Source organism: Hyphomonas atlantica corrig., assembly GCF_017795365.1.
Taxonomy (GTDB): Bacteria; Pseudomonadota; Alphaproteobacteria; order Caulobacterales; family Hyphomonadaceae; genus Hyphomonas; species Hyphomonas atlantica.
This window is the reverse complement of the sequence record NZ_CP051254.1, coordinates 2,469,198-2,481,443: the sequence shown is the minus strand read 5'-3', so window position 1 is coordinate 2,481,443 and position 12,246 is coordinate 2,469,198. Positions and strand designations below refer to the sequence as shown.

12 protein-coding genes are annotated in these 12,246 nt (G+C 57.8%); 8 read left to right on the top strand and 4 right to left on the bottom strand.

The genetic code is table 11. The features are described from left to right. The first annotated feature begins 5 nt into the window (after window positions 1-5). Entirely contained in the window at window positions 6-2,273 is a 2,268-nt protein-coding gene (purL, locus tag HF931_RS12030; RefSeq protein WP_035553590.1) for a phosphoribosylformylglycinamidine synthase subunit PurL, read from the top strand. 62 nt (window positions 2,274-2,335) lie between these two features. Here the strand turns inward: purL and HF931_RS12025 are convergent, their stop codons facing one another. Together HF931_RS12025 and HF931_RS12020 are read right to left on the bottom strand one after the other, a co-directional pair. Beyond that, a complete protein-coding gene (locus HF931_RS12025) occupies window positions 2,336-2,953 on the bottom strand; it encodes a porin family protein (RefSeq protein ID WP_035553593.1) in 618 nt (205 codons plus the stop codon). A 293-nt stretch (window positions 2,954-3,246) separates the two neighbouring features. Continuing rightward, window positions 3,247-4,239 (bottom strand): M20/M25/M40 family metallo-hydrolase, encoded by a 993-nt coding sequence (locus tag HF931_RS12020; RefSeq protein ID WP_051602781.1) that lies wholly within the window; start codon window positions 4,237-4,239, stop codon window positions 3,247-3,249. 131 nt (window positions 4,240-4,370) lie between these two features. On the opposite strand from HF931_RS12020, the gene HF931_RS12015 reads away from it, so the two are divergent. The 3 genes from HF931_RS12015 to grxD all read left to right on the top strand — a co-directional run bounded on the left by HF931_RS12015 (window position 4,371) and on the right by grxD (window position 7,035). Next, window positions 4,371-4,607 carry a BolA/IbaG family iron-sulfur metabolism protein gene (locus HF931_RS12015; protein ID WP_035553595.1) on the top strand — a complete coding sequence of 79 codons (237 nt, stop codon included), beginning with the start codon at window positions 4,371-4,373 and terminating at the stop codon, window positions 4,605-4,607. 68 nt (window positions 4,608-4,675) lie between these two features. After that, window positions 4,676-6,613 carry a M2 family metallopeptidase gene (locus HF931_RS12010; protein WP_035553597.1) on the top strand — a complete coding sequence of 646 codons (1,938 nt, stop codon included), beginning with the start codon at window positions 4,676-4,678 and terminating at the stop codon, window positions 6,611-6,613. An 83-nt stretch (window positions 6,614-6,696) separates the two neighbouring features. Beyond that, complete coding sequence (gene grxD, locus HF931_RS12005) at window positions 6,697-7,035, top strand: Grx4 family monothiol glutaredoxin (RefSeq protein ID WP_035553600.1); 339 nt, start codon at window positions 6,697-6,699, stop codon at window positions 7,033-7,035. Between the two features lie 2 nt (window positions 7,036-7,037). On the opposite strand, the gene HF931_RS12000 is transcribed toward grxD, so the two are convergent. Next, a complete protein-coding gene (locus HF931_RS12000; RefSeq protein ID WP_035553602.1) occupies window positions 7,038-7,280 on the bottom strand; it encodes a hypothetical protein in 243 nt (80 codons plus the stop codon). Window positions 7,281-7,463: 183 nt separating this feature from the next. Here HF931_RS12000 and rimO point away from each other — a divergent pair, with 183 nt between their 5' ends. Continuing rightward, entirely contained in the window at window positions 7,464-8,819 is a 1,356-nt protein-coding gene (rimO, locus tag HF931_RS11995; RefSeq protein ID WP_051602782.1) for a 30S ribosomal protein S12 methylthiotransferase RimO, read from the top strand. Here the strand turns inward: rimO and HF931_RS11990 are convergent. Next, window positions 8,801-9,505, bottom strand: coding sequence for a DJ-1/PfpI family protein (locus HF931_RS11990; RefSeq protein WP_035553604.1), 705 nt, complete (start codon window positions 9,503-9,505; stop codon window positions 8,801-8,803). The two genes, rimO and HF931_RS11990, sit on opposite strands and share 19 nt — an antisense overlap. A gap of 66 nt (window positions 9,506-9,571) precedes the next feature. Here HF931_RS11990 and HF931_RS11985 point away from each other — a divergent pair, with 66 nt between their 5' ends. From HF931_RS11985 to HF931_RS11975, 3 genes are all read left to right on the top strand, one after another. Continuing rightward, the gene (locus HF931_RS11985) at window positions 9,572-10,537 is read left to right on the top strand and encodes a GlxA family transcriptional regulator (protein ID WP_273240261.1); all 966 of its coding nucleotides are present in this window, start codon (window positions 9,572-9,574) and stop codon (window positions 10,535-10,537) included. Between the two features lie 100 nt (window positions 10,538-10,637). Beyond that, window positions 10,638-11,558 carry a GIN domain-containing protein gene (locus tag HF931_RS11980; RefSeq protein ID WP_273240259.1) on the top strand — a complete coding sequence of 307 codons (921 nt, stop codon included), beginning with the start codon at window positions 10,638-10,640 and terminating at the stop codon, window positions 11,556-11,558. A gap of 27 nt (window positions 11,559-11,585) precedes the next feature. Continuing rightward, on the top strand, window positions 11,586-12,236 hold the full coding sequence (locus HF931_RS11975; RefSeq protein WP_273240257.1) for a GIN domain-containing protein: 651 nt from the start codon (window positions 11,586-11,588) through the stop codon (window positions 12,234-12,236). Window positions 12,237-12,246 lie beyond the last annotated feature (10 nt).

Here is a 12,246-nt window from a genome sequence, read left to right as displayed (position 1 = left end):
CGGGCATGACTGACACATCTGCGATCCTCGCCCACCTCACCGCCGAGCAGGACGATACTGCCGGCCTGGAACATGGCATCAAGGCCGATGAATGGGAGCGGCTGGTCTCCCGACTCGGACGCAAGCCGAACCTTGTCGAACTCGGCATCTATTCGGTGATGTGGTCAGAGCATTGCTCCTACAAATCCTCGCGTCGTCACCTGTCCAAATTCCCGACGAAGAATGACCGAGTCATTCAGGGCCCCGGCGAGAATGCGGGTGTGATCGACATTGGCGACGGACAGGCCGCTATCTTCAAGATGGAGAGCCACAACCACCCGTCCTATATCGAGCCCTACCAAGGCGCGGCGACGGGCGTGGGCGGGATTCTGCGAGATGTGTTCACAATGGGCGCGCGGCCAATCGCGCTGGTCAATGCATTGCGCTTTGGCGATCCGAGCCATCCGAAAACGCGCAGCCTGGTGGCCGGCGTCGTCGCCGGTATTGGCGGATACGGCAATTGTGTCGGTGTGCCGACCGTCGCGGGCGAGACCCAGTTCGACGAAGGCTACAATGGCAACATTCTTGTCAATGCGATGGCTGTGGGCCTGGCCGATCAGGACAAGATTTTCTATGCGCGCGGCGCGACGCCCGGCAACCCGATCTTCTATGTCGGCTCCAAAACGGGTCGTGACGGCATCCACGGTGCCACGATGGCGTCTGCCGAGTTCTCCGAAGGCGACGAAGAAAAGCGCCCCACGGTTCAGGTCGGTGACCCATTCACCGAAAAGCTGCTGATCGAAGCCTGTCTAGAGCTGATGGCGACCGATGCCATTCAGGCGATCCAGGACATGGGCGCAGCGGGCCTGACCTCTTCCTCCGTCGAGATGGCCGCAAGCGGCGGCGAGAATGGCGAAGGCATTGGCGTGGTCATGGACCTCGACAAGGTTCCACAGCGCGAAGAAGGCATGACGGCCTACGAGATCATGCTGTCCGAGAGCCAGGAGCGCATGCTCATGGTGCTCTATCCGGACAAGATCGACGTGGCGAAGGCAATCTTCGAGAAATATGATCTCGACGCAGAAGTTATCGGCGAGACGACCGACAATGGCCATCTCGTCCTGAAGCAGTTTGGTGAAAAGGTTTGCGATATTCCTGTCGCGCCTTTGGCCGACGACGCACCAAATTATGACCGCCCCTGGACCGAGCCGCCAAAGCGCGCGCCGCTGGACATCACGAAGTATCCCGAGCCGGAAAACTATGGCGAGGTTCTGCTGAAGCTGATGTCGTCTCCCGATATGGCCTCCAAGCGCTGGATCTGGGAACAATATGACCGCCACGTGATGGGCGACACGGTCGACTCCTCGCAAAGCCAGGGCGACGCCGCCATTGTGCGCATCCACCGCACGAACAAGGCGCTCGCCATCTGTTCCGACTGCAACCCACATTATGTGGCCGCAGACCCCTTTGAGGGCGGCAAGGCGGTCGTAGCAGAAGCCTATCGCAACCTGTCCGCCGTCGGCGCCACGCCGATCGCGATCACGGACAATTTGAATTTCGGCAACCCGGAAAAGCCGGCCACGATGGGCTATATCGTCAAAGCCATTGAAGGCATGGCCGAGGCCTGCCGCGAGCTCGACTTCCCCGTCGTGTCCGGCAATGTGAGCCTCTACAACGAGACTGACGGCAAGGCGATCCCGCCGACGCCGGTGGTCGGCGGCGTGGGCCTGATCGAGGATGTGTCGAAAACTGCGACGTTGAAAGGTGCGCAGGATGGCGATTTGGCCTTCCTGATCGGTGACGCTGGAGGTGAGTTAGGCGCAACCCTGTACGCTCGCACAATCCTCTCGCTCAAGGGCGAGGACCTTGGGGCACCGCCATCCGTCGATCTGGCCACCACAGTTAAAACCGCCGGGACTGTCCGGGATCTCGTCACGTCGGGCATGGTTGCGGCCGTCCACGACGCCAGCGATGGCGGCATGGCCTGCGCGGTGACAGAAATGGCGCTCGCTGCTGGCATGGGTGTCGAAATCTACGCCCCAGCGGAGAGTACGTCCGCATTCCTCTTCGGCGAAAACCATGACCGCTATGTCGTGGCTGTATCAGCCGACCAGGAAGAAGCATTCCGCAAGGCCATCGGCGAGGCCGGACTGTCACTCACACAAGTGGGTAAGTTTGGCGGTGACGCGATTGGCTTCAAGGTCGTTGGCGCAGGGGAGCAGTCCTTGCCTGTAGCGACGCTGCGGGACGCTCATGAAGGCTGGCTGCCGTCCTACATGAACTCCGTCGACTGAACGAGAAACACCCCTCCTGCATTCTGCAGAAGGGGTGCTCGCTCTGGTGATCAAGTGATCGACTAGAATTTGTAGCCGACGCCCAGCATCACACCATTCGTGTCGGTGTCTTCGAACGAATAGTAGGTGTAGTCACCGCGCAGCTGCCAGTTCTCGGTCAGGTCGTAAGTTACACCCGCACCAACGGCTGGGCCTTCCTCGGAATCCTCGACGGTGATAGGCGCACCGCCTGGTGTGGCCAGCGAGGCATCCAGGTCGATGTAGGCATAACCAGCACGAGCGAACAGGTCCATGCGTTCCGTTACCGGAAGGTCCGCACGACCATAGAGACCCACCAGGTAGTTCAGGCCAATATCACCTGAAGCAGCGATCAGGTCGTTGAAATCGCCGTCATTGTTGTCATCGAGATTGAACTCGTCTTCATCGACATTGTAGTCGAACTCGCCATCATCAATACCGGAGGCCAATTCACCTTCAAGGCTGAAGACATTGTTGAATTTGTAGCCGAGACGCGCGGCGATGCCGTTCGTGTCAACACCTTGTTCTGCGCCATCCGGTTCGATTTCGAGATATTGATAACCGCCGTCCAGATAGAAGCCGGTATCGCTGTCATAAGACTGGGCCTGTGCACCCATAGCCAGGCCTGTTGCCGTCGATGCGATCAGAAAATACTTAAACATGTGGTCTCCTTTAAAGACGTGATCAGCTCCCGCCAGAGCGGCGAGACCACAAGGAAACCGTGTCTGAACTGTGTCCGTTCCGATGACAAATCCGCAACCTGCACACGTTGCCGCAAAGCCACACATTCTTAATGCGGATTAATCACCATTACCGTTGTTTTATAAAAGTATTTTTTAGGTTTCAGCCAGCCCTGAGACGATACGAAAAGGCCGTCTGGCAGCGCCTCTGGAACCAAATTCAACCTCCAACGTTTGCGCCCACCTGTCCTTTACAGGATCAATATGAACCCCTGCTATTCTGGCGCGCTGGAGAGTGAGATCCATTCATCCATTCTATCGACCGTCATTGCCAGAGTGTCACCCGCACGCACGAAGAAATCATGCGTGATATTCAGGTAGTCATCAGACGGATCATGATAGCCATCATGATCTTCGACACCGAAATAGAGAAACGGGATACCGACTTCGTGAAAGGCGACATGATCTGACTGGCTCGTCCAGTCATCATATCCAAGATCCGGAGAATCATGGCCGGTCAGCAGCGTGACCGGTGCGTCTGTGGAAAGCGCCTCTATCACTGGCTTAAGTTGCGGATAGGGTGTTGTCCCGGCCACATGAAGTTCTCCCGCTTCGGATCGGCTGACCATGTCAAAGTTGATATTCAGCGCCACGCGTGACAAGTCGATCAAGCCAGATCTCACCATCGCGCGCGCGCCCAACATACCCTTCTCTTCGGCATCGAGCGCTGCGAACACAATGTCATGGGTCGGAGGATTGCGCCGAAAATAGTCGGCAACACCGATCAACGCCGCAACGCCGGAGGCATTGTCGTCCGCACCATTGTAAATTTCGCCCTTCTGAATTCCGAGGTGGTCATAATGCGCCGTCACGACCAGCATCGGCCCTTCGCCGGGTGTCTCGCCTGCAATCCAGCCGATCAAATTCGTGCCTTTGTCCGGCGTGCCGTCCTCCGCGTCTGTCTGAATGATTGCGAATTCGTGCGCATACGTCTCGCCGGGCCGGCGCAGGCCAAGAGTCTCGAACCGTTTGAGAATGAACCCTTGAGCAGCCGCATTGCCCGACGTTCCGGTTTCCCGTCCCTCCAGCGCATCAGATGACAAAGTCTCGGTGAAGTTCAGCATTGCCGGGCCATCAATATAGATTGGTCGATACTGGTTCAGCGCTGGCTCAGTCTCCTGATCCTGATTCATGTAGACGAACACAACGCCGATAATGGTCAGCACGAAAAGAACTTCAGCGAGAATGAAGGCGCGCAGCTTGGTCATGGGAAAATCCGGGAATCTAATTGAAACAGCATATTAGGTGCGTAACGCGCTCACCTCAATCGCTTCATCCGGGCGCTTGACGTCGCGGGCATGACACGCCACCTCTGCGGCGCAACTGGAAGGAACAGCCCATGGCCATGTCACGCGAGACCCTGCTCGGTTATCTCACCGATGCCTTTCCTGAAGCGGAAATCACGCTGACTGACCTGGCGGGCGACGACAATCATTGGCAGGCCGAAATCGTGAGTCCCCAGTTTTCCGGCCTGAACCGCGTAAAACAGCACCAGCTTGTCTATGCTGCCCTCAAGGGCACGATGGGTGGCGAGCTGCATGCCCTCGCCCTGAAGACCAAGGCGCCAGAATCCTGACACCGGAACATTGACGAAAACGGCAGTTCGATATTGTTTCATCCGAAACCAAGGATGAGGAATTGCCCATGAAACGCCTGAGCCTGACAACCAGCGCCATTGCGCTGAGCTTTGTTGTCGCCGCCTGTACGGCACCCGAGAAGAGTGAGGACGCCGCAACCGCAATGCCTGAGACGCTCGCGGAGATTACCGAAGCGCCTGATCATTCGGAAGAAATCGCCGCCGCCTACGCGTTTATGGAACGCGCCGAAGCGGAACTTGCCGCTCAGAGCCATATCGCAGCCCAAGCCTACTGGAACCAGGCCACCAACATTACGCCAGAAACGAACGCCGCCGCGGCGGAAGCTGGTGCCGCCTCTACGAAATTGGCTGTTTCACTAGCCAATGAGTCCAAGCAATTCGATGTCAGCGTCCTGCCAACGGAACTGGCGCGCAAATTCAACATGCTGCGCACTGGCATCACCATCCCCGCCCCATCTACTGCCGGTGCGGCAGAGGAATTGTCCCAGATCACCACACGCCTCGACGCGACCTACAGCACGGGCCGCTACAAGCTGAAAGAGAACACGGACTCGGTCCTGAGATTGCTCGGCGACCTCAGTGAAGCGGAACGTGACGACATCGTCGAAAAAGGTCTGACGCTCGATCAGCTGTCCACGCTCATCGAGAACAATCGTGATCCTGAAGTGCTGAAGGAAGTCTGGGAAGGTTGGCGCACAATATCGCCGCCCATGAAGGGCGATTATGCGCGCATGGTCGACATCGCCAATGAGGGCGCCAACGAATTGGGCTTCGAAAGCCTCGATCAGATGTGGCTGTCTGGCTATGACATGCCACCCGCGGACATGGAAGCAGAAGTCGAGCGACTTTGGAGCCAGGTGGAGCCACTGTACGAAGAGCTGCACTGCTATACGCGCGCGAAACTGAACGATGAATATGGCGATGACGTACAGCCACGCACCGGCCCGATCCGCGCTGACCTGCTCGGCAATATGTGGGCCCAGCAATGGTCGTCCATCTATGACATCGTGGAACCGGAAAATACGGGCGAAATCCCCTACGACCTGACCAAACGGCTGAACGAGCGGGGCTATGATGCCATCAAGATGGTCGAGACCGGGGAAGCCTTCTTCACCTCGCTCGGACTGGACCCGCTGCCGGAAACGTTCTGGGAACGCTCCATGATTGTTCGCCCGGAAGGCAAAGAGGTCGTTTGCCACGCCTCCGCCTGGAACCTCGATGACGAAGAAGACGTGCGCATCAAAATGTGCACAGAGGTGAATTCGGAGGACTTCTACACGGTGCACCATGAGCTGGGGCACAATTTCTATCAGCGCGCCTACAAGCATCAGGACTATCTCTACAAGACCGGCGCGCATGACGGCTTCCACGAGGCCATTGGCGATTTCGTCGCCCTGTCGATCACGCCGGAATATCTGGAACAGATCGGCTTGATCTCGGAAGACGAAAAACCGGGCGCAGACGCCGACACGGCCCTGCTGATGCAGACCGCGCTCGACAAGATCGCGTTCCTGCCCTTCGCCATCACAGTCGATGGCTGGCGCTGGGGTGTACTGTCGGGTGAGACAGCGCCAGATGCCTACAACACGGCCTGGTGGGATCTGCGCCTGAAGAATCAGGGCCTTGTGCCGCCTGCCCCGCGCCCGGCCGACGCGTTCGATCCCGGCGCGAAATACCACATTCCGGGGAATACGCCTTATTTGCGCTACTTCCTCAGCTTCGTGATGCAGTTCCAGTTCCACAAGGCGGCTTGCGACCAGGCTGGCTGGGAAGGACCGCTGCACCGCTGCTCGATCTATGACAACAAGGAAGTCGGCGAACGCTTCAATGCCATGATGGAAGCGGGTGCGTCGCAGCCTTGGCCGGACACGCTGGAAGAGTTCACCGGAACGCGTGAAATGGATGGCAGCGCCATTATCGAGTATTTCGATCCCCTGATGCTGTATCTGAAGGACGAAAACGCCACGGAAAGCTGTGGCTGGTAACTCATTCATGTGCTCGGCAGCGTCAGAGCTTGACGCTGCCGGGTATCCACCTCACATGCTGTGGCAACAGCGGAGATACCAGTATGACCGACCAAGCCACGCTCGACGCCATCGACAAGGCCGTCAAATCCAACGACGTTGTGCTTTTCATGAAAGGCACACCGACCTTCCCGCAATGCGGGTTCTCCTCGGTCGTCGTTCAAGTGCTGGATTATCTTGGCGTTGAATATGTTTCGACGAACGTTCTGGAAGATCAGGCTGTGCGCGAAGGCATCAAGGCCTATTCCGACTGGCCAACCATCCCGCAGCTCTATGTAAAGGGCGAATTTGTCGGTGGTTGCGACATCGTGAAAGAGATGTTCGAGAGCGGCGAACTGCGCGACTTCATGAAAGACAATGGCATCGCGCTGGAAGAGGCCTGATCTCAGACCGAGAAGAGATGCGCGAGGCCAGCATGCTGGATCAGTGTGTTGCCATGCACGAAAGCTGGCGCCGCAAAGAATAAAGCACTGAATGCCAGACCGCTGAGATAGCTTTTGCGGCGACGAAACGGCATCGGGTAGCAAGCCTTGGCAGCCAGCCGCCATTTCTTGAGCGTATACGCCACGAGAACCAGCCCCAGCAGAGCTGCGCACCACGCGGCAATGGTCAGAAACGGATCGGACATATCGGCCTCTTGCTACAACTTCGTGTAGCATAGCCCTTTATCCTTTACAGAACGCAAAGCGTGTTTCTGCAAATTGCCTGTTTGGGAAAATGCGCCAGAAGGCATGTTGCAACTGCCAATCGCGCAATCGCGAGAAACATTCCCTTCTAGGCATGCAGGCTCGTTTCCTGTAGCTGAGCGCGCATGACCACAGCATCCCTCGCTCCCGCTCCCATTCGCCCCGCCAAGGCACCGAAAGTCGGCATCGTGTCGCTCGGTTGCCCAAAGGCGCTGGTGGACTCTGAACGCATCGTGACCCGCCTGCGCGCGGAAGGGTACCAGATCGCACCTGACTATGAGGGCGCTGACCTCGTGCTCGTGAACACGTGCGGGTTCCTCGACTCCGCTCGCGACGAAAGCCTGGGCGCAATTGGCGAGGCGATTGAATCAAACGGCAAAGTGATCGTCACAGGTTGCCTTGGCGCTGAGCCGGACGTCATCGAAAAGGCTCATCCAAAGGTTCTGGCGATCACTGGTCCGCAGCAATATGAGGCCGTGATGGACGCCGTCCACACGCACCTCACACCGCCGCACAATCCTCACATGGACCTTGTGCCCGAAAGCGGCCTGCGCCTGACACCCCGCCACTATGCGTATCTCAAGATTTCTGAAGGCTGCAACAATCGGTGCAGCTTTTGTATCATCCCGAAACTGCGCGGTGACCTGGTTTCCCGCCCGATCCATCATGTGCTGACCGAGGGCGAACAGCTTGTACGCGCGGGCGTGAAGGAGTTGCTGGTGATCAGCCAGGATACGTCTGCCTATGGCCTTGATGTGCGGTACAAGCCGGAGGTCTGGCGCGGCACCGAATACCAGACCCGCTTCCTGGATCTCGCCAAAGGGCTTGGCAGCCTCGGCGTGTGGACGCGCATGCATTACGTGTACCCCTACCCTCATGTGGACAATGTCATTCCCCTGATGGCCGAGGGTTTGATCACGCCCTATCTGGACATCCCTTTTCAACATGCGTCTGCGAACGTGCTGAAGGCTATGAAACGCCCGGCCAAGCAGGACAAGGTGCTTGAGCGTATCCTGCAATGGCGCCGCGATGTACCGGATCTTGCCATCCGCTCAACCTTCATCGTCGGCTTCCCCGGTGAGACCGAAGGAGACTTCGAAATCCTGCTGGACTTCATCCGTGAGGCAAAGATCGACCGTGCAGGGTGCTTCAAGTATGAAAACGTCGCCCATGCAGACAGTCGCAGCTTGCCGGACCATATCCCGGAAGAAGTGAAAGAAGAGCGCTGGCACCGTTTCATGGAAGTGCAGGCGAAAGTATCTGCTGACCGCGCGGCCGCGCAGATCGGCACCGTGCAGGACGTCATCATCGACGGCCCATCCGACACGCCGGGAGAAATGATCGGACGCACAAAGGCAGATGCCCCCGAAGTCGATGCGGTCGTCTATCTTGACGATGCCAGCCATCTGAAGCCGGGCGATATCGTTTCAGCCTCCATCGAAGATGCAGACGAATACGACCTCTACGGACGTCCGGCCTGAGCTCGCATCCGCGCGCCAGCCTCAACCGCTTCAGCGCGTCGCGCATCCATCAGCCCTTTCATGCGTGCATGGTAGACTTCCAGAATGTCGGGTTCGGCGAGTTCAGGTCGCCCTCCCGCAAAGGGCGGTGATGGCGCGTATTCATAGCCGAGCGTCAAAGCCTTGGCGTAGGCTTCGCCCGCAATCTCTGCAACCATGGTAAAGGCGAAATCAATTCCCGCCGTTACACCGCCTCCGGTGATGATGTTCCCGTCACGAACAACTCTCGAATCGTCGATCACGGCTCCAAACTCTGCGAGGAGATCTCGCCATGCCCAATGGCAGGCCGCCCTCTTACCCTGCAAGAGGCCAGCCGCGCCCAGGATCAAGGACCCGGTGCACACTGACGTGATGTAGGTGGCCTGCAGCCCCAGTCGGCGGACCTGCTTAATGAAGGCGTCGTCCAGCGTCCACTGCGTTGCAGTCACCCCGCCCGGAACACACAGCAAGTCGCAGCGATCGATGGTTGAAAGCGCCTGCGTCCTGCCAATCACAAGATTGCCTTCGGCAACCACAGCCCCCCCGTCTCGGCTTGCGACCAGCGTTTCAGACTTCGGCAGGCGGCACAGCACTTGGTGCGGTCCAGTGAAGTCCAGATGGGTCATGTCATCATAGATCGCGAAGACTGTTCGGAATGGCGGGGACATGGCGTGCTCCTTGTTTGCCTTCGCAGTTTCGCGTAAGACGCACTTGGCAGAAAGGACATTATTCCAGTGATTCATGCCAAGCCAATTTCCCGAAAGATCGGACTGCTCGTCTTTGACGATTTCCAGCTTCTGGATATGGCAGGCCCAACGAGCGTCTTTGAAATGCCGATACGGGGCATGGATCCAGCGCCTTACAAGTTCACGCTCTACTCCCAGCACGGAGGGAGCGTCCGCGCATCTTGCGGCGTGCGGGTTCACACAGAGCCCCTCGCGGAGCGTATGGCTCTGGACACGCTGATCATCTCCGGCGGCGAAGGTACGCGCACCGCCATGCATGACGGCGGATTGCTGACAGCAATCCGCAGCCTCTCAAAGCGCACACGCCGCACAACGTCCGTCTGCTCAGGCGCATTCCTTCTGGCGGCCGCAGGCTTGCTGGATGGCCGGAAAGCGACGACCCATTGGCGTCGATGCCCGGACCTGACACGCCGCTTCCCGAATGTTCAGGTGCAAGCCGATCGCATCTATGTACGAGACGATAAATTCTGGACGTCGGCCGGCATTTCAGCAGGCATTGATCTCGCACTGGCTCTCGTTGAGGACGATTTGGGAGAAGAGGTCGCCCGAAAAGCAGCCCGCGAACTCGTTATTCACCAAAGACGGCATGGCGGTCAGTCACAATTCTCGGTGATGCAGGAGGTGAAGCTCGCATCTGGCAAGTTCGACTCACTCATTTCCTGGATCAAAACGAATCTGGACAGCGAGCTCACCGTCGACATCCTGGCAGAAAAGTCCCGCATGAGTCCCAGAAATTTCGCGCGCGTTTTCAAAACCGAGACCGGCACAACACCGGCGCGCCTGATCGAAAAGCTACGCCTCGAAGCTGCGCGCGATCTTGTCGAAGGCTCTACCACCTCTTTGCAACAGATTGCTCAGGCGACGGGATTCCGAGAGGCTGATCGCATGCGCCTGTCATTCCTGCGTGCCTATGGACAGCCCCCTATGGTGCTGCGCCGCCAAAGAGAGACCTGACCGGGGCAGATGCTCAGCCCCGCTGAATTTATCGAAAAACAACGATTGACATATCGTATTTCGATAACTCATAGTGTCTTCAACGCAAATGGAGACTTTCATGCAACGCGCACTCATTTCGCTTTCCGCTCTCGCTATCGCTGCCCTTCCCGCGCTCGCTGACACAAAGGATTATGCTGTCGGCGACTTCACAAAGCTCGACGTCAGCGAAGCCATTCTGGTCATTTATGACAATGGCCCGTCCAGTTCCGTAACGGTCGAACAGTCAAACGGTGACTTCTCTGACATCAATATTGAGACAGACGGCGACACATTGTTGATCGATCGCATCAGCGTAGGCAGTGGCTGGCGCTCGAACATCTCCACGGACTTCAAGAATGGTGAACTTCGCGCCAAGGTGAATGGCAAGAAAGTGCCGTCCTACACAGTGCGCATCAGTTCGCCTGCAATATCTGGAATTGACGTATCTCGCTCCGCCCGTACTACGGCCAACTCCATCAACGCTGACGCCCTCGATCTCAAGGCTTCCTCAAGCGCGGATCTCATCATCTCCGGGCGCGCCAATTCAGTCCGCATTGATGCCTCATCATCCTCCGATATCGAGGCTGAGCGTCTCGTTGCAAATCGCCTTTCAATTGACGCCTCCTCAAGCGCCGACGTTGAAGCTCGCGCCGAAACGGATCAGCAGATCCGCATCGCCGCCTCGTCCAGCGCGGATGTAGAACTGAACCTGTCAGGCGGGGCTGACATCGAACTCGAAGCCTCGTCGAGCGCAGATCTGGAACTCGACGGCACGTGCGACCACATCGTCATCACAGCCTCCTCCTCGGCGGACGTAGAAGGGCGCGAGCTCATCTGTGCCTCCGCGAAGGTAAAGGCCTCCAGCAGTGCAGACGTGAACCTCTCAGTCACCGACACTGTGGAAGCGTCTGCTTCCAGTGGCGGAGACATAAATATCTTTGGAAACCCTGCCCAGCGTGACGTGCGCGAATCCAGTGGCGGTGACGTTTCTTTCAGATAAAAATACTCAGCCCAGGAGGCCCTTCCCATGAAAAAGCTTGCCCTCATCACATCCGGACTGGCGGCGCTGGCCGTATCAGCAACCATACTGCACGCTGCCGCCGATGCCCCCAAGGTTTACAAACTATCCGGCTTTGACGAACTGGATATATCCGCAGGTGTTGACGTCAAATTCGTCCGGGCACCGGAATATTCCGTGACTGCAGACTTCACACGTGGAGGCCCGGAAGACGTGAAAGTCCGTCTTGATGGTGACCGGCTCTATCTTTCACGCAAGTCGACAAGCGGTTGGGGCGACAAGGTGCGCGTGAAATTCACTGTCACCGCTCCGAACCTCGAAGAGATTGAGGCAAGCTCCGGATCGTCCCTGCTTGTTGAAGGGCTGGAAGAAGGCAGTGTGCAACTGGATGTCTCCAGCGGCGCAGCAGTATCAGTGTACGGCACATGCTCCAGCTTGAAGGTGAAAGCCAATTCCGGCGGCAGCGCCAACGCCAAGGGACTGGAATGCGGCTCTGTCTCCGCAAAAGCCAGCAGTGGTGGATCAGTCAAGGCATTTGCCAGTAACGCCGCGACGAGCAAGACGTCGAGCGGTGGCAGCGTCGCCATTTATGGTAACCCCACATCTCGCTCAGCGAACAAATCCATCAGCGGTGGCTCAACGTCCTTCCACGGCGGCTAACTCAATCAGT